The following is a 24,995-nucleotide window of genomic DNA, read 5'->3' on the forward strand; positions in this document are numbered from 1 at the left end:
GTCAGGCCTGGTCGGCCTGCTGCGCGGCGACGGCCTCACGGACCTTGTCCATGTCGACCTCGCGCACCTTGCCGATGAGCTCGTCGAACGCGGGCGCCGGCAGCGCACCGGGCTCGGCGTAGATCACCAGGCCGTCACGCACGGCCATCACGGTCGGGATCGAGGAGATGCCGAAGGCCTGCGCGAGCTCGACCTGCGCCTCGGTGTCGACCTTCGCGAAGGTGATGTCGTCGTACTTCTCGGAGGCCTCCTCGAAGACCGGCCCGAACTGGCGGCAGGGTCCGCACCATGCCGCCCAGAAGTCGACGAATACGGTGCCGCCCGAGCCGACGACCTCGTCGAAGTTGTCGGTGGTCAGTTCAACTGTCGCCATGGGGGGCACAACGGCCAGACCGAGCGTTCTGTTCCCGGCTCTCCTCCTCCCGGGTGACCCGCGCCGCCTCGTCGCGGCGCACCGCACGCACCAGGCGCGCGACCGCGGCGTCGTACTGCGGTTCCAGCCAGTAGCCCCCGTGCACGCGGTCGTACGGGTCCGCCAGCGGAGCGAGATCGACACCCGGGTCGACGCCCGGGTCCGCACCGAGCTGCGTGCCCGGCTCGTCGATCAGGTCGTCGACCGGACCACCGACGGGGTCGGTGTCGCGCCACATGTTCCGCCAGCGGCCCTCGAGGCGGCGGTCCAGCGCCGTCGTTGCGGCCGCGTCGAACCAGGCGGGGAAGAACTCGCCGTACAGGTGCTGCCACGGCGACCCGAAGGTGAACAGCGCGACGGGACCCAGCGGCGCGGGCGCCAGCAACAGGGCCGTGCCGGCGACGACCGACCCCTGGCTGTGGGCAGCGACGACCAGCGGCGCCCCCGCCCCGGCCGGGCCCGGCCCCGCCCCGGCGGCGATCCGCGCCGCCAGCCCCGTCACGGCCCGGTCGGAGTACGTCGGCGGAGCGAGCGGATGGAACCACCTCGGCCAGAACGTGCCGACGTCCCACAGCACCCCGATGCCCCGGCGCACCGAGACGCTGCGGACGGCGGCGTGCATGCGGCGCAGGAGCAGCAGGGTCGGCAGCAGCACCGCCAGCGAGAGCGCCAGGTCGGCGAAGGTGCGCGGCGGCACCGGCACTCCCAGTACCTGCACCGACCAGCCCGCCCGCAATGCCACGACGACCAGCACGGCCACCCCGGCGACCGACAACGCGACGCCCACCCAGCCGGCCGCGCCCAGCCGGCGGTGCCGGCCAGCGGCCACGACCCCGGCGAGCACCAGCGCCACGAGGGCCACGACGACGCTCGTCGACACCACCGGCGGGATCGACGCGAGCGACGGCAGGTCGCCCCGCACCAGCGCGACCACCACCCCGGTGCCCGCGACCGCCGCCCCCAGGACCGCGAGCAACGCGGTCAGCCAGGACGCACGGATCGTCAAGGCGCGCAACGCCACCGGCGCGGGCAGCGTCCTGCGCCTGCCCACCGCGACGAACCGCAGGGCCAGCCAGGCGAACGCGACGACGACCAGCGTCGCGGTGAGGATCGTCGTGAACGCCGCCGCCATCCAACCGACCGCCTCGCCCACGACGAGCCCGCCGCCGACCAGCCGCGCCACCTGCTCGGCCAGCCCCGCACCCAGCGCCGCACCGGTCGCCGCCGCGATCAGCAGGATCGCCGGCGCATTGGCCCGGCGCAGGTCGGCGTGGCGGGCCCGGCCGTCGCGGCGCCGCCCCGGACCACCCACCACCGCCATCGCGACCGCCACGACGAGCAACGCCACCGTCAGCCACAATGCCGAGCCGCGTATCGCGGGCAGGAACGGCGTCGCCACCACCCAGGCAGGCGTGATCCCGGCCGACGCCGCGACCGCTGCCGCCACGGCGAGCACCGGCAACGGCCACGTCCCGTGCCGGACCAGCGCCGCGGGCGGGAGCCCACGACCGCGGACAGGCCCCGCACCCACCGGGTCGCGCGGCGCGCCGTCGGCGAGGCTCACCAGGCACAGCAGGACGGCGACGACGCCCAGCCCCGCGACCGCCACCCAGAACCCGACCCGGCCCAGGAGCTCCCAGACCCCGCCGCGCGCGGCACCCGGCCAGCACCCGACGAGCCCGAGGACGCCCAGCGCCGCCCCGAGGTGCAGCCGGCGCAGCGCCACGTTGACACCGGGGCTGTCCCACATCGGCTGCTGGTCGTGGTGCAGCGACACCCGGCCCGCCGGGTCCGTCCACACCGACCAGGGATCGACACGGCGCTGCGCCGGCCGCTGCCGGATCCGGCTGAGGAACACCACGACCAGCAGCACGCCCGTCGCGGCCAGGAACCCGGCGCCGACCACCCAGACCGGTGCCCCGAGCCGGCGCACCAGCCACTGGTATGCGCCCAGATCGGCGACGATCAGCTGCGCCCACAACACGAACACCACTGTCACGAGCAGACCGCCGACCCGCACCAGCAGCACCGCGAGCCGCACCCGCGGCCCGCGCCGGGCGGGCACGTCGGGGGAGCCGGGGGCGTCGGGCCCGGCGAGCAGCGCCCAGCCCGCCAGGTTGGCCAGCATGAACGGCAGCAGCACCACGTAGAACGCCTGGTACCAGCGGCCGGACGTCAACGAGCCCCACGACCACGCCCGCAGCTCCGGCCGCTCGGGCGGGCGCCGCCACTCCGAGATCGCGCCGTCGGCGTCGGTGCCCGTCTCCTCCGGCCGGTCGACCCGGACGGGCGGGACCAGCTGCAGCATCACCGCGGGCGGCGTCCCGGCCACCCCGTGCACCCGCAGCTCGACGTGACCCTCGCCCATGGCAGACGACGATCCCATGCCGGGCTGGGCCGATCTAACGTCCGTCGCCCGGCGGGTGATGGTGCCCCGTCCGCCGGCGCCCCGCCGCGTACACGGCCGCCTCGGTGCGCCGGGCGAAGCCGAGCTTGTGCAGCAACGACGACACGTAGTTCTTGACGGTCTTCTCCGCGAGGAACAGCTCGTCGCCGATCTGACGGTTGGTCAGGCCCAGCGCGACGAGGTCGAGGATGCGGCGCTCCTGCGGTGACAACGACTCGTAGCGCGGATCGGCCGGCGTGCGCAGCCGCTCGAGCGCGCGCGCCGCGGTCTCCGGGTCGATCAGGCTGCCGCCCGCGGCGGCCGTCCGCACCGCGTCGACCAGCCCGGCCCCCGCGACATCCTTGAGCAGGTACCCGGCCGCGCCCGCGACGACCGCACCGAACAGTGCCTGGTCGTCGCTGTACGAGGTCAGCATCAGGCAGGCAGGGGGCGGGTCGAGCAGCGACCGGATGTCGCGGCAGACGCTGATGCCCTCGCCGTCGGGGAGCCGGACGTCGAGGATCGCGACGTCGGGGCGCGCCGCGGGCATCCGGGCCAGCGCCTCCGCAGCGGACGCGGCCTCGCCGACGACCGTGACGTCGTCCTCACGCTCGAGCAGGTGCGCGACACCACGGCGGACGATCTCGTGGTCGTCGACCAGGAACACGGAGATACCGTCCACCACGACCTCCTCGTCGAGCGGACCCGAAAATACCGAGGATCGGGGCCGGACGGGACCTTCCGCGACTGCCCGGTTGCACCTGGCCGGCGACGGGCGGCGTGTCGCGGCGGCGCGCCGGTCGGGATTCCCACCCCGAGGTCGCCTGCGGCGGAAGGTTCTCCCGCACGGCGCCGCGGCGTCAACGCTCGTGGACGCCCAGGTCGACGGCCTTGCCCTCGGGCCGGGCCGCGCCCGCGATGTCGGTCGTCGGGGCCAGCGTCGCGACGCCCGCGTCGATCGCAGCGGAGCCGGTCTGCAGGTGGAAGTCCCCGCCCGCGGCGTTGACGAACTTCGGGTCACCCGTCGTCAGGTTGTGGTCGAGGGTGAAACCACCGGTTCCACCACTGATCGCCGACGGGTTGCCGGTCAGGATGTTGTTGCGGATGACGTTCGTCCCGCTGAACCCGCTGGTGCTGAACACGATCCCGGCCCGCTTGTTGTTGTAGGCCACGTTGTTCAGGATGCGGATGTTCGACATCGTGCCGCTGCCCTCCTTCCACAGCCCGATGCCGCCACCGGCATTGCCGGTCAGCACGTTGTTGTAGATGTCGATGTTCGACAGGCGCTTCGTGGGGGAGTACGACTCGACGGCCACGAGGATTCCGGGCTTGGAGGAGTTGGTCGCGCCGGTCACGACGTTGTCGAAGATCTTCACATCGTGGACGGAGTCGGCGTAGATGTTCGGGCCGCGGTTGTTGTGGACGCGGTTGCCGTGCACGAGGGCGTTGCGCGTCTCGTACTTGACGTCGATCCCCTCCTCACCGTTGTCGTGCACCTGGTTGTTCTTGATGTCGACGGTGTCGTAGCCGACGAGGCTCATCGCCTCGTTCGACGCGGCGGTTCCGGCCTGGTTCGTGTGGTGCACGTTGTTGCCGGCGATCACCGCGTTCGCACCGTCGAGGAGGACCAGTCCGCCGTTGCGGGTGTTCGACACCTCGGTGTCGGAGATCTGGATGTTCGATGCCTTGGCGCCGTAGATGCCATGCGTCGGCGAGTTCGTGACCGTCAGGCCGGCGATCTTGATGTACGAACGCCCGTCGAGGCTGACGAGACCGTTGCCGCTCTTGAGGCTGTTCTTCCCGTCGACGACGACCTTGGCACCCGCCTTGCTGCGCAACGTGATGTACCCGGCCGACGCGCTGCCGCTGGTCGGGAACCTCAGCGCCTCCGCGTAGGTGCCCGCGGACACCTCGACGGTGTCGCCGGCCTTCGCCGCGTCGAGCGCCGACTGGATCGTCTTGTAGGTGCCGGCCGCGCCGACGCCGAGCGTCTGCGGTGCCGCGGAGGCGACGCCGTGGATGGCGAAGCCCGCGCCGATGGCGACCGCGGCGGCGGCGACGAACGTCTGCCGGCGCCGGGCGGGCGTCCATCGTCGACGCGCCGGGCGCGCAGGGGAGGTAGCTCGATGTGAAGTCATGTCTCTCTCAATCCGCTGTCAGTCGCGTGGGGAGCGGGACTGCGAACGTGACTTCGGAACGCGTGATGGGCGCGTTACAGAGCGTCGGCTCACGAATGGGGCTGGTGAGGTGCATGTGGGTTAAGCGGGCTGCGGGAGGCCTTGAGGTTGGCCAACGAACGGGTGAAGTCAGGGCTGATTCGCCGAGGTGGGCGCGGTTCGCGCGCATCGCCCGGTTGCCGAGCTCACTTTCACCGTGACGGCCGCGTGATCGAGGCTCTCACGAGCCGCCCCGTTCCTGCCGGGCGCATGCATTCCCGGGGGACGGAAGGGGTCCCGGAGGCAGGCCGGCGTCGGACGCCGTGCCGGGTCGCGGCGGCAACCCTCTCCAGCGAGCCGGCTCGAGGCCGGTTCCGAGCACCGGGGAGCCGGTCCGACGTCGAGTTCGCCGAGGGGTGCGGAGTCCCTGTCGGGACGGCGCAGGGAGGCCGACGATGTGCGCCGGAACGGTGTGGTGGTGCCCCCGGTGCGACTCGAACGCACACTGGGCGGATTTTGAGTCCGCTGCCTCTGCCGATTGGGCTACGGGGGCCGGTTGCAACGTGTCTCCGGACACGAAAGGGAGATCGTTGGCTGGGCTCGAAGCGTAGCCCGATAGCCTTGCCCCTTCGCAATCGCCCCACGCTGAAGGAGTGACCCGGTGGCTCAGCAGGTTTCCGAGGACGGCCACGACGCCGCAGAGGCGGCGGGACCCGCCCCGGGCTGGCGGGTTCTCGTCGCCGAGGACGAGGCGTTGATCCGCCTCGACCTCACCGAGATGCTCTCCGAGGAGGGCTATCAGATCGCGGGCGAGGCCGGAGACGGCGAGGCCGCGATCGACATGGCACGCGACCTCAAGCCCGATCTCGTCATCATGGACATCAAGATGCCCAAGAAGGACGGCATCGAGGCGGCGGGCACGATCGTCGAGGAGCGCATCGCCCCCGTCGTCATGCTCACGGCGTTCAGCCAGCGCGATCTCATCGAGCGGGCCCGTGACGCGGGTGCGATGGCGTACCTGGTGAAGCCGTTCGCCCGCCACGAGCTGGTCCCGGCCATCGAGCTGGCCGTGTCCCGGTTCGCCGAGAAGCGTGCCCTCGAGGACGAGGTCGCGACGCTGTCGGAGCGGCTGGAGACCCGGAAGGTCGTCGACCGGGCGAAGGGTCTGCTGATGACCAAGCAGAACATGTCGGAGCCGGAGGCGTTCCGCTGGATCCAGCGCACCGCGATGGACCGCCGGACCACGATGAAGGCGGTCGCTGACGCGATCGTCGACGGGCTCGCCGAGCCCAAGTGACGCGGGCCTGATCCGGCCGGACGTACGGTCCGGACAGACACGAACGCCGCCGGGGTCCTCGGACCCCGGCGGCGTTCGTCGTCTCGCGGGCGGTACCTGCGCGGGCGTCAGGCGACGCCCAGGTACGCCTCCTTGATCGCCGGGTCGGCCAGCAGCTCCTTGCCGGTGCCCGACTTGGTGATCCGGCCCGTCTCGATGACGTAGGCCCGGTGCGCGCGCTGCAGTGCCTGCTGGGCGTTCTGCTCGACGAGCAGCACCGTCGTGCCCTGGCTGTTGATCTCGGTGATGATCCGGAAGATCTGCTGGATGAACTGTGGCGCAAGGCCCATCGACGGTTCGTCGAGCAGCAGCAGCCGCGGCTTGGCCATCAGGGCCCGGCCGATCGCGAGCATCTGCTGCTCGCCACCGGACAGGGTGCCTCCCGCCTGGGACCTGCGTTCCGCGAGCCGCGGGAACAGCTCGAAGACCCGGTCGAGGTCGGGCCCTAGGTCCTTGCGGTCCTTACGGCTGTAGGCGCCCATGTCGAGGTTCTCCAGCACCGTCATGCCGGGGAACACGCCGCGGCCCTCGGGGCTCTGCGAGATGCCCCGCACGACCCGCAGGTCGGCCCGCAGCGAGCCGATGTCCTCGCCGTCGAAGCGCAGCGTGCCCGACGAGACGGGCCGGATCCCCGAGATGACCCGCATCGTCGTGGTCTTGCCCGCGCCGTTGGCCCCGATGAGGGTGACGATCTCGCCCTCGTCGACGTGCAGGGTGAGGTCGTGCAGTGCCTGGATGCGCCCGTAGTGGGCGGACAGGGACTCGAGCTCAAGCAGTGGCATCGTCGGGGACCCCCAGGTAGGCGGCGATGACGGCGGGATTCTCGCGGATCTCGTGGGGGAGGCCCTCGGCGATCTTGCGGCCGAACTCGAGCACCACGATCCGGTCGGTCACGCCCATGACCAGCCGCATGTCGTGCTCGATGAGCAGGACCGTGTATCCGTCGTCGCGGATCTTGCGGATCAACCCCATGAGGTTGTCCTTCTCGGCGGGGTTGAACCCCGCGGCCGGCTCGTCGAGGCAGAGCAGCTTGGGCTCCGTCGCGAGCGCCCGGGCGATCTCCAGCCGGCGCTGGTCTCCGTAGGGGAGGTTGCGCGCCTTCTCGGCCGCTCTCTTGGTGATCCCGACGAACTCCAGCAGCGCCATGGCCCGGTCGATCGCCGCCCGCTCCTCGCGGTGGTGGCGGGGCAGTCGCAGCAGTGCGCCGGGGACGCTCGTCCGGTGCCGGGCGTCGGCGCCGACGACGACGTTCTCCAGCGCGGTCATCTCGCCGAACAGCCGGATGTTCTGGAAGGTGCGGGCGATGCCGAGCCGGGTGATCTGGTGGCGCGACCGCCTGCCCAGCGGCTTGCCCTCGAGCAGCACCTGCCCGGACGTGGGCCGGTAGACGCCGGTGAGCGCGTTGAAGCAGGTCGTCTTGCCGGCACCGTTGGGGCCGATGAGCCCGAGGATCTCGCCTCGGTTGATGCCGAAGGACACCGAGTCGAGTGCGACGAGGCCCCCGAAGCGCATGGTCACGGACTCCATGCTCAGCAGGGTGTCCCCGACCTCGACGGCGATCTCGCGGTCGGGCGCGACGACCTCGGCGACCTCGGCCGCGCGTTCGGCGAGCTCCTGCGGGGTCATGGCCTCGAGCTGTTCGACGATGCTGCCCTCGCCGTCGGGCACCAGGCCGGGGCCTTCGCGGGCGAGGTTGTCGACGTGCTCGTCCGCGCGGTGGGCCGCCTGCTCGCGGGTCTCCTCGTCGAGGGTCACCGTCTCGGACGTGTCGGCCGTGCGCTCGCCGGAGGCCGTGCCGCCGGAGGCTGTCGTGCCGTCGGACGTTGTCGTGCCGTCGGACGTTGTCGTGCCGTCGGATGCCGCCGTGTCGGAGGCCGTGGCGTCGGCCGCCACCCCGGCGGCGGCCGGCTCCGACGTCTCAGAGGGGTTCCCGGAGGACGACGCCGAGGACGACGCCGAGGACGACGCCGACGACGCAGCCGAGGGCGACGCGGCCGGGTCGGCCGCAGCGTGTTTCCCGGGACGGTCCGCGGGGTCGGCTCCGTCGCGTGTCTCGTCCGTCATGCCGGCTTCTCCCCTTCACCGCGGAGCGAGCTGTCCGAGCTGACCTGTTCCGGTCTGCCCACCAGCCGCAGGTAGGCCTGCCGCCCGTAGGCGAGCAGACGCTGGCGGGCCCCGAGCAGGCCCTGCGGGCGGAACATCATGAGGATGATCAGTGCGACGCCGAAGATCAGGTACTTGTACGCGGCGAGCTCGACGAAGCGGTTGGGCAGGTAGGACACGACGAACGCGCCCAGGACGACGCCGACCTTGTTGCCCGAACCACCGAGCACGACGGCGGCGAGGAACAGCACCGAGGTCGGGACGTCGAACTTCTGGTTGTTGACGAACCCGATCTGCCCGGCGAACAGCGCCCCGGAGAGGCCGCCGATCGCCGCGCCGATGACGAACGCCCACAGCTTGAAGCGGATCGTGGCGACGCCCATGATCTCGGCCGCGTCCTCGTCCTCGCGGATCGCGATCCACGCGCGGCCGACGCGGCTGCGCTCGAGGTTCCCGACGAGGAACAGCACGGCGATCGTGATCGTCACGCACAGCCAGTACCAGGCGGTGCCGTTGGACGTCGTGAAGATCGGCTGGCCGTCGGCGGCGGTGCCCGGCGGGCGGCCGACGCCCTGGAAGCCGACCTGGCCCTTGAGGGGGCCGACGATCGTCGCCAGCAGTCTGACGATCTCACCGAACCCCAACGTGACGATCGCGAGGTAGTCCCCGCGTAGTCGCAGTGTCGGCCCTCCCAGCACCAGGCCGAAGAACATGGTGATGACCATGGCCAGCGGCAGTGTCCAGAGGTACGGGATGTGCCACAGCACCGAGTCGGGGCTGGTCAGCAGGGCCGCGACGTAGGAGCCGATCGCGAAGAAGCCGACGTACCCGAGGTCGAGCAGACCCGCCTGCCCGACGACGACGTTGAGGCCGATCGCGATGAGGGCGAAGCGGGCGGCGTCGAAGAGGGCGAGCGGGAAGTTGGTGCCGGGCTCGGTCGTCAGCAGCGGGGGGTTGAGCAGCGGCAACGCGTAGATCAGCACGACGACGGGGATCAGCCACGCCCACTGCTGCGGGCGCGGCAGGCTGTTCCAGCGGTCGCGGATCGAGACCTTGTCCGACGACGCGGGCGTGGAGCCCGATGCCGTCGGTCTGTCGGAGGTGGTCGTCATACCCGTGCCCTCCCGAGGGACTCGCCGAGGATGCCTGTCGGCCGGACCATCAGGATCGCGACGAGCACGACGAACGCGACGACGTCGATCCACTGTGCGTTGCCGAACAGGGTCGCCCCGTAGTTCCCGATGACGCCGAGGAGCAGGCCGCCCAGCAGGGCGCCGCGGATGTTGCCGATGCCGCCGAGGACGGCGGCGGCGAACGCCTTGATGCCGAGGATGAAGCCGCCGTTGAACTGCACGCCGGCGGGGACCTTCATGACGTAGAACAGTGCGGCCGCGCCGGCGAGTATGCCGCCGATGAGGAACGTCAGGACGATGACCCGTTCCTTGTTGACGCCCATGAGCGTCGCGGTGTCGGGGTCCTGGGCGACGGCGCGCAGGCCGCGGCCGAGGCGGGTCCGGTTGACGAACTGGTCGACGATGATCATGAGGATGATCGCCGCGACGAAGATGGTGATCTGCTGGCTGTCGATGATGACCCCGCCGATGTCGAACACCGGCTGCGGCCGGAACATGATCACGGCGGGTTCGGGGTTGGCGCCGCGCCAGGCGAAGAGCGCGTACTGGATGGCGAACGAGGCGCCGATCGCTGTGATCAGGAACGCGAGCCGGGGTGCGTTCCGCCGCCGCAGGGGCCGGTAGGCGACACGTTCGAGCAGGACCGCCATCAGGCCGGCGGCGAGCATGGCGACGAGCATCGCGAGGACGAGGTCGCCGACGAGTGCCGGGAGGCTGAGCCCGGGGGCGGACGGACCGAAGCCGAGCGCCGCGAGGGTGAAGAAGACCGCGTAGGCCCCGACGATGAAGACCTCGGAGTGGGCGAAGTTGATGAGCTGGAGAACGCCGTAGACCATCGTGTAGCCCATTGCCACGAGCGCGTAGATCGCGCCGTAGGCGAGGCCGTCGATGGTGTTGTTCCAGAACTGGCTCACGAACGCAGCGATGTCGAACTTGATCCAGTCCGGGCCTTGCGCGAGCACGATTGTCGAGATCACGGGCACACGTCCCTCATGTGCGACGGGCATGCCCGCCGACGACCGTGGAGGTCATCGACGGGCATGCCCGTGAGCAGTCGTGCGGATGGATGACGAGGATCAGCCGATCGTTCCGACGTAGACGATCTTGCCGGCCTGGACCTTGTACCCGTAGACGGTCGTGGCCGCGAGCTCGCCGGTGCCGTCCCACTTGAAGTGCTTGCTGAAGCCGTCCTTGTCGTAGTTCTTGACGAAGTCCTTCAGCGCCGCGCGGTCCTTGATGCCGGAGTCGATGCCCGCCAGCAGGATCGTCGCCGAGTCGTAGCCCTCGAGCGAGTAGGTGCCGGGGGCCTGGCCGCCGCTGACGCCCTTGTAGGCGTCGGCGAACTCGGGCAGCAGCTCACCCGGGACACACGGGCAGGTGAAGAACGCGTTGTTCGACGCGTCGCCCGCCTGCTGGATGAACTTGTCGTCCTTGACGCCGTCGGGGCCGACGAACACGCCCTGGTAGCCCTTGGTGACGAGCTGCTGGTCGAGCGGCGCGCCCTCGGCGTAGTAGCCGGCGTAGAAGACGGCGTCGGGCTTCGCGGCGATGACCTTGTTGACGACGCTCGAGAAGTCCTTCTGGCCGGTCGTGATCTTGTCCTGGCAGTCCGCGGCGACGGCACCGAGCGCGTCGTTCGTGGTCTTGGCCAGGCCGATGCCGTAGTCCGAGTCGTCCTGGATGACGCAGACCTTCTTGGCACCGAGCTTGCCGGTGAGGAACTTCGCGGCGGCCGGGCCCTGCACGTTGTCGTTGCCCAGGGCGCGGAAGAACGTCGTCCAGCCGTTCTGGGTCAGCGTCGGGTTGGTCGCCGACGGGGTGAGGTGGACCAGGCCGGCCTGCTCGAAGATCGCGCCGGTGGCCTTCGACTCACCGGAGAACGGAAGACCGATCCCGCCGATGATGTCGGTCTCGCTGACCACCTGGGTCACGATGCCGGGCGCCTTGCCCGGGTCGCCCTCGGTGTCGAACTTCTTCAGCTGCACCTGGCAGTTCGCGTTCGCCGCGTTGTGCTGGTTCACGGCGAGCTGCGCGCCGTTGAGGATGTTGATGCCGAGCTGGGCGTTGGCGCCCGACAGCGCGCCCGCGAACGCGATCGTCGTGGTCGCGGCGCAGGTCGCCTGGCCGTTGCCGGCCGGCTTCACCGCGTTCGGCGGCACCGGCAGGTTGGTCACCTCCGGGACGTCGACCTTGGTGGCGGAGCCCCCCGACCCGCTGTCACCCGAACTGCTTGTGTTCGCCGCGCAACCCGCGAGAACGACGGCGAGTGCCGCCGCCCCCGCGATCACTGCGATGCGCCTTGCTCTAGCCACGTGGACCTCCTCGCACCTGCACCCCCCGGGCGACAGGCTGGCCGTTGCCCCGCCGCCGTTCGGGGCGAGGCATAGCCGCGGAAAGTAGTCCCGCGCCGGGAGGGTGGACAGTTCGCCGTGAATTCTTGTGTCCAAGTCGTGATCGGGACTCGCCCGCGGACCGTTACCTCGATGGGGTGGAATCGTCCGCGCCCGAAGGGCTGATCGTGGAGCGCGCGCTTACCGCGGGGCGGGCCGGGTGTCGCGATGCAGACAGGTCAGCTTGGCCGTGCAGGTGCGCCTGCCCTCCTCGTCGACGACCACGATCTCCGACGTCGAGGTGCTGCGGCCGACGTGCAGGGGGCGGGCCGTGCCCGTCACGAACCCGGTCGTGGCCGCACGGTGGTGCGTGCAGGCCAGTTCCAGGCCGACGGGGAAGCGCTCCGGGAGGGCGTGCAGCGCCGACAACGTCGACCCCAGCGACTCGGCGAGCACGGCGCTCGCACCCCCGTGGAGCAGGCCGAACGGCTGTAGGTTGCCCGCCACGGGCATGCGTCCGACGACTTCCTCCAGCGACATCGACACGATTTCGATGCCCATGCGGGTCGACAGCAGTTCGGCGGGGTCGATGCGGGGTCCCGGGAGGGCCTCGAGATCGGCGGGATCGATCGGCACGGCCGGAGCCTATGCGAGTGGTGACGTCGTCGTGATCTCGACGCCGCCCGCCCCCCGACATCGCCGCCCACGCCCGGGAAGGGTCCGTGTCGTCGGGCAGCGGACGGGGGCCCAGGGGGCTCAGCGTCACCGTCAGGTGCCGCGGAGCGCACCCCAGCTGGTCGCGACAGCCTCGGCGACGGTGGGACCGCCGAGGTGGGTTTGGATGCGGTCGGCGAGCTCGGTGCGTCGACCGGCAGGAGCCGGCGGCGGGCGCGCCACCTCGTCACCTGCCGCCACCTCGTCACCTGCCGCCACGTCTCGTCCAGCACGTCGGCCATCCTCAGGCGGGGCGGTGCGTCACGAAGATCGCGGTGCCCGGGAAGAGCTTGCCGCGCAACGGGGACCACTGTCCCCAGATGCGCTCGTGGCCGTCGGGCCACTCCGGTTCGACGACGTCGTCGAGGACGAGGCCTGCGGCGACGACGTCGCGGATCCGGTCGCCCATGGTGCGGTGGTGCTCCACGTAGGTGGCCGCGCCGTCGTCGTCGACCTCGAGGTAGGGGGTGCGGTCGAAGTAGGACTGGCCGACGACGAGCCCGTCCGGACCCGGGTCGTCGGGGAAGACCCAGCGCATGGGGTGGTTGACCGCGAACACCCAGCGGCCGCCGGGGCGCAGCACCCGGTGGACCTCCCGCATGACCCGGCCCGGGTCGGCGACGAACGGCACCGCGCCGTAGGCCGAGCACGCGATGTCGAACGAGGCGTCGGCGAAGGGGAGGTACTCGGCACCGGCCAGCACCAGCGGCACGGCGACGCCGCTGGCGACACCGGCGGCACGGGCGTGGCGCAGCATCGCCGCCGAGAGGTCGAGGCCGACGGGGGAGGCACCCTGTGTGGCCAGCCAGCGCGAGCACGGCGCGGAGCCGCACCCGACCTCGAGCACGCGCCGGCCGGCGACGTCACCCAGCAGCCGGGCGTCGGCCTCGCGCAGCGCCTCGGGCGACCACACGAAGTCGACCTGCCCGATGTCGGCGGAGTGCTCGCCGAGGTAGTCGTCGGCGTCGGCGTCCCACCAGGCGCGGCTGGCGCGCTGCGACTCGGCCGACCCCACCTCGCGGCGGGCGATGCCGGCGGTGCCCAGTAGCGCCTCGGCGGACGCGCCGGTCCGGTCGCCGTCGCTCACGTCCTGCGCAGCGTCGTTCACGTCACGTCACCGTTCACGTCGCGTCACTACGACGGCAGCGGTCCGCGGGGGCCGGACGACGGGTGCACACGGGTACATCGTCCCAGCTAGTCCGGTCCCGACCGGGGGGACCCGCGTTGCCCTGATCTCACGTCGCCGCGTAGCATGAACCACAGACCGTGGTCAACGCGGCGGCCACCGCAGGGCATGTGCCCGGGTACCGCCCACCGCGGCTAATCTTCGTCCAGCATGATCTGCATTACCCATCGATCCAAAGGGTGACAGCTACAACGTCACAGCGACACACATCCATCCAGGTCACCATGACCACGCCGAATTCCAGCACCGGAGCAACCCACTACATGTCCACCGACACCACCGCGGCCCCGACCCACACGACCCCGCAGGTCGCCATCAACGACATCGGGTCGGAGGAGGACTTCCTCGCCGCCATCGACCTGACGATCAAGTACTTCAACGATGGCGACATCGTCGAAGGCACCATCGTCAAGGTCGACCGTGACGAGGTCCTGCTCGACATCGGTTACAAGACCGAGGGCGTCATCCCCTCGCGGGAGCTGTCGATCAAGCACGACGTCGACCCCGCAGAGGTCGTGTCGGTCGGCGAGTTCGTCGAGGCCCTCGTCCTCCAGAAGGAGGACAAGGAAGGCCGTCTGATCCTGTCCAAGAAGCGCGCGCAGTACGAGCGCGCCTGGGGCACGATCGAGGCCCTCAAGGAGGCCGACGAGCCGGTCGAGGGCACGGTCATCGAGGTCGTCAAGGGCGGCCTGATCCTGGACATCGGGCTCCGTGGCTTCCTCCCCGCCTCGCTGGTGGAGATGCGCCGCGTGCGCGATCTGCAGCCGTACGTCGGCCGCAAGATCGAGGCCAAGATCATCGAGCTGGACAAGAACCGCAACAACGTGGTCCTGTCCCGCCGGGCGTGGCTCGAGCAGACCCAGTCCGAGGTCCGCAGCGAGTTCCTCAACCAGCTGGCCCGCGGCCAGGTGCGCAAGGGCGTCGTCTCCTCGGTCGTCAACTTCGGTGCGTTCGTCGACCTCGGCGGAGTCGACGGTCTGGTGCACGTCTCCGAGCTGTCCTGGAAGCACATCGACCACCCCTCCGAGGTCGTCGAGGTCGGTCAGGAGGTCACCGTCGAGGTTCTCGACGTCGACCTCGACCGCGAGCGGGTCTCGCTGTCGCTCAAGGCGACGCAGGAGGACCCGTGGCGCCTGTACGCCCGGACCCACGCGATCGGTCAGATCGTCCCGGGCAAGGTCACCAAGCTGGTCCCCTTCGGCGCGTTCGTCCGCGTCGAGGAGGGCATCGAGGGCCTGGTCCACATCTCCGAGCTGGCCGAGCGCCACGTCGAGATCCCGGAGCAGGTCGTCCAGGTGGGCGACGACTGCATGGTCAAGGTCATCGACATCGACCTCGACCGTCGCCGGATCTCGCTGTCGCTCAAGCAGGCCAACGAGGGCATGACGGCCGAGACCGAGTTCGACCCGACCCGCTACGGCATGGCCGCCGAGTACGACGACCAGGGGAACTACATCTACCCCGAGGGCTTCGACGTCGACTCCGGCGAGTGGCAGGAGGGCTTCGAGACCCAGCGCGAGGCCTGGGAGAAGGAGTACGCCGAGGCGCACGTGCGCTACGAGCAGCACATCGCGCAGATCAAGAAGACTGCCGAGGCCGACGCCGAGGCCGCTGCCGACGGTGGCGGCACGAACTACTCCTCGCAGGCGGGGGAGCCGGCCGAGACCGGCGGCTCGCTGGCCAGCGACGAGCAGCTCGCGGCGCTGCGGGAGAAGCTCTCCGGCGGAGCGTGATCGTCGGTTGCCGGGCGGGTTCCCGCCCGGCAACCATCCGGCGGCCCCGGTGATCCTCGTGATCACCGGGGCCGCCGTCGTCGGGGGGTTGGGCGGGCCCGGCGGGCTGTGACTCCAGGTGGCTGTGTGACATCGACCGATTGCCGCAGCACGGTCCGGGAATCATGTTCGGTTGCGAACGAAGCGATCACGATTGGGCGGCTATCGCCCATCGGTCGGGCGCGTCTGCTGCGTTGATCTTGTTCGCCCCCTAACGTCTCATCCGTGCGGTACACGTGGCGTCAGCGGTTGGTCACCGCGGGCGTCGCCCTGGTCGCCGCGGTCACCCTCGCGGGCGCGAGCGGCTGCGCACGCGGCCCGGGTGACGCCGAGTCGCTCGCTGTCCCCACCTTCCCCGGGTCGACCACGACCGCGGGCGCACCCGGTGCGAAGAAGGACGACGGACTGCCCGACGACTGCACCACCCTCATGGCGGCCGACGACCTCGGGGCGCTGTTCGCCCAGCCGGTCGGCACCGTCGTCGTCCGCACCATCCGGGGCGTGCCCGCACCGTCCGTCGGTCGCCTGGAACGCGTCGCCTGCACCTACAGCCGGGCCGGCGAGACCGGGTCGGCCGTCGCACCGATCGTCGACGTCAACATCGGCCGGTACACCGACGAGGCCGCCGCCCGCAGCCAGTGGAAGACCAACTCCGACGCCGAGCGCTCCGGCGCCTCCGCCACCGACATCACGATCGGCGATGCGGCCGCCGTCGTCGTCAGCAGGCCGAAGGAGACGACGATGCTCGTCGCCTACCGGCTCGACACGCTCACGTTCATCCTCCCCACCGCGCAGGCCGGTGGCCGCGCGCCGCAGGACGTCCTCGTCGACCTCGCTCGTCGGCTGATCCCGACGCTCGTCGCCACCATGCCGCCCGTCTCGACCGCACCGCCGGCGCCACCGGGACCGGGGTCCGCCGACACCACTCCGCCCGCCCACGACCCCGCGGCCGGGGCGCTCGGCCGCTGATCGGTTAGCGTGGCTCCCGTGGCGGACGTCGCGCTGATGGTGGGGCTCACGGGCGGGATCGGATCGGGCAAGTCGACGGTCGCGCGGCGGTTGACCGTCCACGGCGCCGTCCTCGTCGACGCCGACGCCGTCGCCCGCGAGGTGGTGGCCGCCGGCTCCGAGGGGCTGGCCCGCATCCTCGCCGAGTTCGGGCCCGGGTTCGCGGGCCCCGACGGCGAGCTCGACCGCCCCCGCATGGCGGCCGCCGTGTTCGCCGACCCCGGGGCCCGCGAGACGCTCAACGGCATCGTCCATCCACTCATCCGGGCCCGCTCCGCCGAGCTCGTGGCCGCCGCGCCGCCCGGCTCGGTCGTCGTGCAGGACGTCCCCCTGCTCGTCGAGGGCGGCATGGGCGCAGGGTTCGCGCTGGTCGTCGTCGTGCACGCTGACGAGGAGGTCCGCGTCGGACGGCTCGTCGGCAGCCGGGGGATGGCCGAGGAAGACGCGCGCGCCCGCATCCGGGCCCAGGCCGGCGACGACGCGCGCCGCGCCGCCGCCGACGTCTGGCTCGACAACTCCGGAACCGCCGCCGCGCTGGAGGCGTCTGTCGACGAGCTGTGGTCGCAGCGGCTGATCCCCTTCCGCGACAACGTGATCGCCGCCCGCCCGGCGGCACCGGGCGCCGGGATCGCCGTCGCCGATCCGGTGGCCTCGGCAGCGCGGCTGGCCGCCCGGGTCGCCGCTGCGGCCGGGGAACACTCCCTCGGCGTCGAGCACGTCGGGCCCGGCGCCGTTCCCGGCCTCGCGGCCCCCGACCTCGTCGACCTGCGGCTCGTCGTCGACGACCCCGCCGCGTCCGGGCAGCTCACGCCGGCGCTCGCGCGGGCCGGGTTCGTGCCTGACGGTGGGGGCACGGGCTCGTGGGCGAGCGCCGACCCGGGCAGGCCCGCACGGCTGCGTGCCTGCGCCGCCGACGACCCGGACCTGCGCGTCGACCTGCTCGTCCGCGACCGGCTCCGGGCCGACCCGGACAGCCGTGCCACCGTCGGGTGGCACTCGCACGGGTGGTCCTCGGAGACCGTCGCCGCGGCGGAACGGTGGGCGGTGTCGACCGGTTGGGTGTCCCCGTTACGATGAACGGGCCTTCCAGTCGAAGCTACGCATCGGTCGGTGTAACAGCACCAGAACGCCGGCCGATGGTCAGGTGGTGGATCGCGCCGGCTCCCCGGCGCACGCGCGGTCCGCTGTTCCGAGACGAAAGGGAAGACCACGGTCGTGAGCGCCCTCGTGGACCATCGCTCTGACCCCGGCGACCCTGCACGCAGCCGCGGGTCCTGGCCCGCAGGCACGGGTCCGGAGTACCACGCCGACGACGCGGCCCACGACGACGAGCCCTACGCCGCCGGGTACGACGCCGGCGGGGCCCATGACGGAGCCTACGACGACGGGTACGACGACGAGCCCTACGCCGACGGCGACACCCGGTTCGTGCCCGTCGAGGCCGACGCGGGTGCCGGTGGACGCTACGCCGAGGCCGAACAGGACGCCGAGGACGCGCCCGTCGGCCGACAGCGCGCCCAGTTCGGCCGCCACCTCGAGGCGCACTACCCGCGGCTCGTCGCCCAGCTCTACGCCATCACCCTCGATGCGGGCCAGGCGCACGACGTCGTCCAGGAGGCCTATGCCCGCGCCTGGCGCACCTGGCCCGAGATCGTCCGCCGCGGCGACCCGGCCGACTGGGTGCGCCGTGTCGCCGTCTCCACCTCGATGCGCAGCTGGGGCGCCATGGTCGGGCGCCTCGCCCGCCGCCGGCCGCCAGAGCTCGAGACGATGGAGCCCCGCGCCGCTGCCCTCGTCGGGTCGCTGCAGCGCCTCTCACCGGCCGAGCGCCGGGCGGTCGTCCTGCACCACATGGTGGGGATGCCCGTCGCCGACATCGCGGCGATCGAACGCCGATCCGAACACAAGATCGAGGCGCGGCTCGTCCGTGCCAGGCTCGCTGTCACCGAGGACATGGGGGACGTGTTCCTCGACATCCTCGGTGCGGAGGTAGGGGACGACCGTGACTGATCCGCTCCGCGTCGTGACCGAGGAGTTCCGTCGACTCGACGACGAGCTCGCCGCGGGGGTCGCCCTCCCGCCGGTCGACGACGTGATCCGCCGCGCCGGCCGTCTCAACCGGGCCAGCGCCGCCGCCGCGGCCGCCGTGATCACCGTCGGTGCGCTCGGCGGGATCACCGCCGTCGCGCAGGCGTCGCAGCCCGACGCCGTCGCCGCGCCGGGTGGGCCGCTGCCCTCCGGCGCCGTGCTCGCGCCGCCGGCTCCGGTCGTCTCGACGACCGCCCCGACGACCACGACGACCCGGGTCACGCCGCGGACGACGACGAAGACGGTCCCGAAGACGACGACCACGGTGCCGAAGACGTCGGCGGTCGCCCCGACCACCACGGTCGCCCCGCCGGTGACGACGGTTGCGCCGACGACGACGCGCGCTACCCGGTCGTCGACATCAAGCGTGACGGCTCCTGCGAACGCGGCCGAGGCTCTGATCCCTGAGTGACACTCAGTCCCAGCTCAGCGTGACCCCCTCGGTCGCGAGCCAGGCATCGAGGTCGTTGCCGTGCGCGGCCAGCGCCGCGACAGTGGCGCAGGCGCGCTGCATCCCGTACTCGGCGAGCCCGGGGTCGAGCACACCGCTCGCGACGGCCCCGACGAACTCGTCGACGTCGATCACCGTGGTCTCCCGGCCCGTCTTCACGACGACGTCCAGGTACAGGTCGGTCATCGTCCACCGGTCCGGGCCGGGCTCGATGTGGGCGATGTCGAGGTAGAAGTCCTGGTCGCGGACGTGCCCGGGGGTCCATGCCCAGACGGCGACGCCGATCCCCAGTGCGGGCAGCAGCCACTGCCGGATCCACGTCGCGCTGGGGCGGTTCACGATCGCCCTGCTCATGTAGAGGCCGAACGGCTCGACCCGGTAGGTCGCGACCTCCCGGACGATTCCCTTGTTGTCGGTGTTGACGGCGGCGTCGACGTCGAAGGTCTGGATCTTCGGCGGGTGCACACCGACGATCCTTGCAGCCGCCCCCGCCGGGGTCTTCCGTGCGGGAGAGAAATCGTCGGTGGGTGCTCGTACTCTGGAATCGTGGCATTCGCGACAGAGGTCCCCGGCAGCGCCGCCGACGTGCACGTCCGGCAGGGCATGCCCGTGGCGCACTCCGAGCACCGCCCGGTGGGCGACATCCCCCGTACCGGCGGCCGGTTCGAGGTGGTCAGCGAGTACAACCCGGCGGGCGACCAGCCGGCCGCGATCGACGACCTGGAACGCAGGCTCCGCGCCGGCGAGCAGGACGTGGTCCTCCTCGGCGCCACCGGTACCGGCAAGTCGGCCACCACAGCATGGCTGATCGAGCGGGTCCAGCGGCCCACGCTGGTGATGGCGCCGAACAAGACGCTCGCGGCGCAGCTGGCCAACGAGCTGCGGGAGATGCTGCCCAACAACGCGGTCGAGTACTTCGTCTCGTACTACGACTACTACCAGCCCGAGGCGTACATCGCGCAGACCGACACCTACATCGAGAAGGACTCGTCGATCAACAACGACGTCGAGCGGCTGCGGCACTCGGCGACGCAGAACCTGTTGTCGCGGCGCGACGTCGTGGTGGTGGCGTCGGTGTCGTGCATCTACGGCCTGGGCACTCCGCAGTCCTACCTCGACCGGTCGGTCGAGCTCACGGTCGGTGCCGAGGTGGAGCGCGACCAGCTGCTGCGAGCCCTGGTCGACGTGCAGTACACGCGCAACGACGTGGCGTTCGCCCGCGGCACGTTCCGGGTCAGGGGCGACACGGTCGAGATCATCCCGGCCTACGAGGAACTGGCGATCCGCATCGAGTTCTTCGGTGACGAGATCGAGGCGCTGTACTACCTGCACCCGCTGACGGGCGACGTGGTGCGCCAGGTCGACATGGTCCGCATCTTCCCGGCGACGCACTACGTCGCGGGTCCGGAGCGGATGGAACGCGCGGTGCGCGACATCGAGGCCGAGCTGGCGGAGCGGCTGGCGGAGCTGGAGCGCCAGGGCAAGATGCTGGAGGCCCAGCGGCTGCGCATGCGCACGCAGTACGACCTGGAGATGATCCGCCAGGTCGGGTTCTGCTCCGGCATCGAGAACTACTCCCGCCACATCGACGGGCGCGGCGCCGGTACCGCCCCGGCCACCCTGATCGACTACTTCCCGGACGACTTCCTGCTGGTCATCGACGAGTCCCACGTGACGGTGCCGCAGATCGGCGGCATGTACGAGGGCGACATGTCCCGCAAGCGCAACCTCGTCGAGTTCGGGTTCCGGCTCCCGTCGGCGGTCGACAACCGTCCGTTGACCTGGGAGGAGTTCGCCGACCGGATCGGCCAGACCGTGTACCTGTCGGCCACCCCGGGCAACTACGAGCTGTCGCGTACGGGCGGGGAGTTCGTCGAGCAGGTCATCCGGCCGACCGGACTGGTCGACCCGGAGGTGATCGTCAAGCCCACGAAGGGCCAGATCGACGACCTGGTCCACGAGATCCGGCTGCGCACCGAGCGCGACGAGCGCGTCCTGGTCACCACCCTGACCAAGAAGATGGCCGAGGATCTCACCGACTACCTGCTGGAGCTGGGCATCCGGGTCCGGTACCTGCACTCCGAGGTCGACACGTTGCGCCGTGTCGAGCTGCTGCGGCAGCTGCGCACGGGCGAGTACGACGTGCTCGTCGGCATCAACCTGCTGCGGGAGGGTCTCGACCTGCCGGAGGTGTCGCTCGTCGCGATCCTCGATGCCGACAAGGAGGGCTTCCTGCGGTCGGGCACGTCGCTGATCCAGACGATCGGGCGTGCGGCGCGCAACGTCTCCGGTCAGGTGCACATGTACGCCGACCGGATCACCGAGTCGATGCAGCACGCCATCGACGAGACCGACCGGCGCCGCGCCAAGCAGGTCGCCTACAACACCGAGCGGGGTCTCGACCCGCAACCGCTGCGCAAGAAGATCGCCGACATCCTCGACCAGGTCTACCGCGAGGCGGAGGACGGCGAGGTTCCCGTCGGCGGGTCGGGGCGCAACCAGTCGCGCGGCAAGCGGGCGGCGGGCGAGCCCGGCCGCGCCGCGGCGAGCTCCGGCATCGTCGCGGGCCGCGACACGGCGAACATGCCCCGCGCCGAGCTGGCCGACCTCATCCAGCAGCTCAGCGACCAGATGCTGGCCGCCGCGCGCGACCTCCAGTTCGAGCTGGCGGCGCGGTTGCGCGACGAGGTGGCCGACCTGAAGAAGGAGATGAGGGGGATGGACGCGGCCGGCATCCGGTGACACGCCGCGCCGCGTTGCTCGCCCCGCGCGACCGGCCGTGACGGCCTTGGCTACCGTGGTGCGTGACCTGCACCGCGTCAACGGCCGGAGGACACGCGTGACCGTCTCGAGCATGCCGTCGGCTACGGCTGCGCTCGGCCGGGTGCTGCGTGGGCGCTTCACCGTGCCGCGCAACACCTTCGTGGTCACGGTGCCGCTGCTCGCGGTGGCGCTCACGGCGCTGCTGCTGCACACCCACGGCTACCACATCGACCTCGAGGTCTACCGGCTCGGCGTCGACACCTGGCTGGCCGGCGGCGACATGTACGGCCCGCTGCCGCCGACGGTCAGCGGACTCGCGCTGCCCTTCATCTACCCGGTGTTCGCCGCGATGGTGCTGACGCCGCTGGCGCTCGTCCCGTGGGCGGTGGCCTGGGTCGCGCTGTTCGCGGTGTCGTTCGCCAGCCTCGCGGTGACGCTCTACGTCGTCGCCGTGCGGTGCTGGGCCGCCGGTGGGCGCAGCGGTGCGATCGCCGTCGCGTCACTGGGGCTGCCGCTGGCGCTGTGGATCGAGCCGGTACTCGAGACGTTCGAGTTCGGCCAGGTCAACCTGGTGCTGATGGCGCTCGTCGCGGTCGACTGCCTCACGGTCCGCACGCGCTGGCCGCGGGGGCTGCTCGTCGGCATCGCGGCGGCGATCAAGCTGACCCCCGCAGCCTTCGTCCTGTACTTCCTGCTGCGCCGTGACTACAGGTCCGCCGCGGTCGTGGTCGTCACCGCCGCGGCGGCCACGGGGGTGGGCTTCCTGGTCGACCCGGCGTCGTCGGCGCGGTACTGGTTCGGCGGGCCCGCAGCGGGCGTGAGCGGGTCGCTGTTCTACACCAACGAGACGATCCAGGCCGTGTTGGCGCGGATGGGCGTCGCCGGGTTCACGCTGACGGCGATCTGGGCGCTCGCGTCGCTGGTCCTGCTCGCGCTGATCGTGCCGGTCGTCCGGCACGGCGACCGTCCGCTCGCGCTCGTCACCGTCGCCGCCTTCGCGTTGCTGGTGTCGCCGACGTCGTGGTCGCACCACTGGGTGTGGATCGCGCCGGCGCTCGTCGTCACGATCGGGCACGCCCTGCGCGGCCGTTCGGCGGGCTGGGCGACGGTGTCCGCGGTGCTGGTGGTGGCGTTCTACGTCGCACCGTTCCGGTTCCTGCCGCACGACGAGGGCCGTGAGGCCCACTGGAACGGGTGGGAGCAGATCGCGGGGGCGACGTACGTGATCGTCGCGGTCGTGCTGCTGGCCGTCGGCTGGTGGCAGTACGGGCCGGGCCGGGAGCGTCGCCTCGCAGCGTCGGCGCCGGCCACCGGGTCCTGATCGGGGTGGACCACGCCGAGCTCGTCGCCGACGCGCTGGCCAGGCCGGGCGCGACCGAGGACGAGCCGTGGGACGGCGACACCGTCGCCGAGGTGGGCGCCAAGATCTTCGTCGTCCTCGGGGGCAACGGTCTCGGGGGGTCCGTACGGCGGGTGGGCGAGCCGTGCCCGAACTGTCGGACGTCCGTGCCAGGGTGAGTCATGGGAATCGGAGTCCAGATCACCTTCGACGCGCACGATCCCGGACGCCTCGCCGAGTTCTGGGCGCTCGCGCTCGGCTACGTCATCCAGCCCCCGCCGCCCGGCTTCGACGACTGGCCGTCGTTCCTGGTGTCCATCGGCATCCCGGAGGACCAGCACGACCGGGCCTCGGCCGCGGTCGACCCCGACGGCGCCGGCCCACGGCTCTTCTTCCAGAAGGTGCCGGAGGGCAAGACGGCGAAGAACCGCGTGCACCTCGACGTCAACGTCGGCGCCGGTGCCGAGGACCGGCAGGCGGCCGCGCTCGCGCACCGGACGACGCTGGAGGAGGCGGGCGCGACGTTCCTGCGGGTCGTCGACGAGCCCGGCGGCTGGTGCCTGGTGATGACGGACCCCGAGGGCAACGAGTTCTGCCTGCAGTGACCAGCCGTGCGGACGTCCCCGATGACCCCGCCGAGTTCGACGCGGGACCGCCGTTGTTGATGAGCGAAGCGGCCTGACGTCGAGTTCGGTGCGCTCGGCAGCCGCCAGGCTCCGCGGAGTCGGACGCGGCGACCCGCCGGGTTCGACGCCGGACTGCTGCAGTGGGTGATCCGACCCAGCCTTGTGTCGAGCTCGGCACGTGTCGGGGCGGTGGGTCGGCGGCGGCAGCGGCGAGGTCAGCCGCGCGCGACGACTGCGTCGGCCTCGGCCTTCAGGGCATCGAGCACGGCGGCCACCGCGGGGCGGGCGGCTGTGGCCGCCCGGGCCACGGCCTCGACCCGGCGCGCGGCCCGCACCCCGCGCAGCGGGCGACGGGTGAGCCGGCGGCCACCGCGGTCGTCGGTGGAGTAGCGGGGGAGCAGGGCGATGCCCAGGCCCGCGGCCACGAGCTCCTCGGTGACCGCGAAGTCGTTGATGCGCTGGACGACGCGTGGCCGGGCGCCGGTGCGCAGGGCGATCGTGCGGAGCACGTCGTCGACGGGCCAGCCCACGTGCACGCTGATCCAGTCCTCCCCGGCCAGGTCGGCCAATCGCAGCCCCCGCCTGCGGGCGAGCCGGTGCCCGGGCGGCAGCACGACGTCAAGGGGCTCGCGCAGCAGCGGCACGGTGATCCAGCGCCGGGCGTCGTAGGTGGGTGGCGGGCTGAGCTCGTCGTGGTGGGTGACGACGATGTCGAACTCCGCGGCGAGGGCGGGCACCTCGCCGGGCGTCATGTCGACGACGGCGGCGCGCACGCCGATCGGCCCCGTCGTGAACCGGGACAGCAGGCCGGGCAGGATCATCCGCGCACCCGAGGGGAAGAACGACACCGTCACGTCGCCGGCCGGTTCGGAGTGCAGCGCGTCGACTGCGGCCTGGGCGCGGGTCATCGCCGCGAGCACCTCCTCGGCCCGCTCGACGAGAACGGCACCGGCGTCGGTGAGCCGCAGACCCCGGCCCGCAGGCTCGGTCACCGGAGTGCCGACCTCCTCCGCGAGGGCCTTGAGCTGCTGGGATATGGCCGACGGGGTGTAGGACAGGGCGGCGGCCACGGCGGTGACACTGCCCCGGTCGGCGAGCTCACGCAGTACGCGCAGGCGCTGGACGTCCATGAAGACATTCTGAACGATCCGTTCAGTTCTTTTCGATCGACTTCCACGATCTCGCGGGTGAC

The 24,995-nt window shown here is 71.6% G+C and carries 24 protein-coding genes and 1 tRNA gene; 10 read left to right on the top strand and 15 right to left on the bottom strand.

Annotated features, from left to right (window positions below; genetic code table 11):
* Position 1 precedes the first annotated feature (1 nt).
* The 5 genes from TOK_RS12240 to TOK_RS12260 all read right to left on the bottom strand — a co-directional run bounded on the left by TOK_RS12240 (position 2) and on the right by TOK_RS12260 (position 5,507).
* Positions 2 to 373, bottom strand: coding sequence for a co-chaperone YbbN (locus TOK_RS12240; RefSeq protein WP_098957964.1), 372 nt, complete (start codon positions 371 to 373; stop codon positions 2 to 4).
* Positions 360 to 2,780 carry a hypothetical protein gene (locus TOK_RS12245; protein ID WP_098957965.1) on the bottom strand — a complete coding sequence of 807 codons (2,421 nt, stop codon included), beginning with the start codon at positions 2,778 to 2,780 and terminating at the stop codon, positions 360 to 362. The genes TOK_RS12240 and TOK_RS12245 overlap by 14 nt, the downstream gene beginning before the upstream one ends.
* Before the next feature lie 34 nt (positions 2,781 to 2,814).
* Positions 2,815 to 3,480 (bottom strand): response regulator transcription factor, encoded by a 666-nt coding sequence (locus tag TOK_RS12250; protein ID WP_098958034.1) that lies wholly within the window; start codon positions 3,478 to 3,480, stop codon positions 2,815 to 2,817.
* Between the two features lie 178 nt (positions 3,481 to 3,658).
* Positions 3,659 to 4,936, bottom strand: a complete 1,278-nt coding sequence (locus TOK_RS12255) for a right-handed parallel beta-helix repeat-containing protein (protein ID WP_098957966.1) — start codon at positions 4,934 to 4,936, stop codon at positions 3,659 to 3,661.
* A gap of 494 nt (positions 4,937 to 5,430) precedes the next feature.
* Positions 5,431 to 5,507 (bottom strand) — tRNA-Leu (locus TOK_RS12260).
* A 108-nt stretch (positions 5,508 to 5,615) separates the two neighbouring features.
* On the opposite strand from TOK_RS12260, the gene TOK_RS12265 reads away from it, so the two are divergent.
* Positions 5,616 to 6,251 (top strand): ANTAR domain-containing response regulator, encoded by a 636-nt coding sequence (locus TOK_RS12265; protein WP_098957967.1) that lies wholly within the window; start codon positions 5,616 to 5,618, stop codon positions 6,249 to 6,251.
* A gap of 107 nt (positions 6,252 to 6,358) precedes the next feature.
* Here TOK_RS12265 and TOK_RS12270 read toward each other — a convergent pair whose 3' ends face one another.
* The 8 genes from TOK_RS12270 to TOK_RS12305 form a co-directional block, all read right to left on the bottom strand.
* Complete coding sequence (locus TOK_RS12270) at positions 6,359 to 7,072, bottom strand: ABC transporter ATP-binding protein (RefSeq protein WP_098957968.1); 714 nt, start codon at positions 7,070 to 7,072, stop codon at positions 6,359 to 6,361.
* On the bottom strand, positions 7,059 to 7,916 hold the full coding sequence (locus TOK_RS12275) for an ABC transporter ATP-binding protein (RefSeq protein WP_305775561.1): 858 nt from the start codon (positions 7,914 to 7,916) through the stop codon (positions 7,059 to 7,061). Before TOK_RS12275 ends, TOK_RS12270 begins: the two co-directional genes overlap by 14 nt.
* 434 nt (positions 7,917 to 8,350) lie before the next feature.
* Entirely contained in the window at positions 8,351 to 9,505 is a 1,155-nt protein-coding gene (locus TOK_RS12285; protein ID WP_098957970.1) for a branched-chain amino acid ABC transporter permease, read from the bottom strand.
* Positions 9,502 to 10,509, bottom strand: coding sequence for a branched-chain amino acid ABC transporter permease (locus TOK_RS12290; protein WP_253258341.1), 1,008 nt, complete (start codon positions 10,507 to 10,509; stop codon positions 9,502 to 9,504). The genes TOK_RS12285 and TOK_RS12290 overlap by 4 nt, the downstream gene beginning before the upstream one ends.
* Positions 10,510 to 10,602: 93 nt before the next feature.
* On the bottom strand, positions 10,603 to 11,838 hold the full coding sequence (locus TOK_RS12295) for a branched-chain amino acid ABC transporter substrate-binding protein (RefSeq protein WP_253258342.1): 1,236 nt from the start codon (positions 11,836 to 11,838) through the stop codon (positions 10,603 to 10,605).
* 219 nt (positions 11,839 to 12,057) lie between these two features.
* Positions 12,058 to 12,486, bottom strand: coding sequence for a hotdog fold thioesterase (locus TOK_RS12300; RefSeq protein ID WP_374754892.1), 429 nt, complete (start codon positions 12,484 to 12,486; stop codon positions 12,058 to 12,060).
* 138 nt (positions 12,487 to 12,624) lie between these two features.
* Positions 12,625 to 12,789 (bottom strand): hypothetical protein, encoded by a 165-nt coding sequence (locus TOK_RS32575; RefSeq protein ID WP_172457542.1) that lies wholly within the window; start codon positions 12,787 to 12,789, stop codon positions 12,625 to 12,627.
* A 25-nt stretch (positions 12,790 to 12,814) separates the two neighbouring features.
* Positions 12,815 to 13,678, bottom strand: a complete 864-nt coding sequence (locus TOK_RS12305) for a class I SAM-dependent methyltransferase (RefSeq protein ID WP_253258344.1) — start codon at positions 13,676 to 13,678, stop codon at positions 12,815 to 12,817.
* A 341-nt stretch (positions 13,679 to 14,019) separates the two neighbouring features.
* On the opposite strand from TOK_RS12305, the gene rpsA reads away from it, so the two are divergent.
* The 5 genes from rpsA to TOK_RS12330 all read left to right on the top strand — a co-directional run bounded on the left by rpsA (position 14,020) and on the right by TOK_RS12330 (position 19,036).
* Positions 14,020 to 15,489, top strand: coding sequence for a 30S ribosomal protein S1 (gene rpsA, locus TOK_RS12310; RefSeq protein ID WP_098957972.1), 1,470 nt, complete (start codon positions 14,020 to 14,022; stop codon positions 15,487 to 15,489).
* A gap of 264 nt (positions 15,490 to 15,753) precedes the next feature.
* A complete protein-coding gene (locus TOK_RS12315) occupies positions 15,754 to 16,497 on the top strand; it encodes a hypothetical protein (RefSeq protein ID WP_098957973.1) in 744 nt (247 codons plus the stop codon).
* 18 nt (positions 16,498 to 16,515) lie between these two features.
* A complete protein-coding gene (gene coaE, locus TOK_RS12320; RefSeq protein WP_253258345.1) occupies positions 16,516 to 17,613 on the top strand; it encodes a dephospho-CoA kinase in 1,098 nt (365 codons plus the stop codon).
* Between the two features lie 138 nt (positions 17,614 to 17,751).
* A complete protein-coding gene (locus tag TOK_RS12325) occupies positions 17,752 to 18,546 on the top strand; it encodes an RNA polymerase sigma factor (RefSeq protein ID WP_098957974.1) in 795 nt (264 codons plus the stop codon).
* Positions 18,539 to 19,036 (top strand): hypothetical protein, encoded by a 498-nt coding sequence (locus tag TOK_RS12330; protein WP_098957975.1) that lies wholly within the window; start codon positions 18,539 to 18,541, stop codon positions 19,034 to 19,036. Before TOK_RS12325 ends, TOK_RS12330 begins: the two co-directional genes overlap by 8 nt.
* A 3-nt stretch (positions 19,037 to 19,039) precedes the next feature.
* Here TOK_RS12330 and TOK_RS12335 read toward each other — a convergent pair whose 3' ends face one another.
* Positions 19,040 to 19,540, bottom strand: coding sequence for a DUF402 domain-containing protein (locus TOK_RS12335; protein WP_098957976.1), 501 nt, complete (start codon positions 19,538 to 19,540; stop codon positions 19,040 to 19,042).
* An 81-nt stretch (positions 19,541 to 19,621) separates the two neighbouring features.
* Here TOK_RS12335 and uvrB point away from each other — a divergent pair, with 81 nt between their 5' ends.
* From uvrB to TOK_RS12355, 4 genes are all read left to right on the top strand, one after another.
* Entirely contained in the window at positions 19,622 to 21,817 is a 2,196-nt protein-coding gene (gene uvrB / locus TOK_RS12340) for an excinuclease ABC subunit UvrB (protein ID WP_098957977.1), read from the top strand.
* A 112-nt stretch (positions 21,818 to 21,929) separates the two neighbouring features.
* On the top strand, positions 21,930 to 23,159 hold the full coding sequence (locus TOK_RS12345) for a glycosyltransferase 87 family protein (protein WP_253258346.1): 1,230 nt from the start codon (positions 21,930 to 21,932) through the stop codon (positions 23,157 to 23,159).
* A 5-nt stretch (positions 23,160 to 23,164) separates the two neighbouring features.
* Positions 23,165 to 23,356 (top strand): hypothetical protein, encoded by a 192-nt coding sequence (locus TOK_RS12350; protein ID WP_098957979.1) that lies wholly within the window; start codon positions 23,165 to 23,167, stop codon positions 23,354 to 23,356.
* A 3-nt stretch (positions 23,357 to 23,359) separates the two neighbouring features.
* Positions 23,360 to 23,782, top strand: a complete 423-nt coding sequence (locus TOK_RS12355) for a VOC family protein (protein ID WP_098957980.1) — start codon at positions 23,360 to 23,362, stop codon at positions 23,780 to 23,782.
* 236 nt (positions 23,783 to 24,018) lie between these two features.
* Here the strand turns inward: TOK_RS12355 and TOK_RS12360 are convergent, their stop codons facing one another.
* The gene (locus TOK_RS12360; protein WP_098957981.1) at positions 24,019 to 24,933 is read right to left on the bottom strand and encodes a LysR family transcriptional regulator; all 915 of its coding nucleotides are present in this window, start codon (positions 24,931 to 24,933) and stop codon (positions 24,019 to 24,021) included.
* Positions 24,934 to 24,995 lie beyond the last annotated feature (62 nt).

Source organism: Pseudonocardia sp. N23, assembly GCF_002583555.1.
In the GTDB taxonomy this organism is placed as follows: Bacteria; Actinomycetota; Actinomycetes; order Mycobacteriales; family Pseudonocardiaceae; genus Pseudonocardia.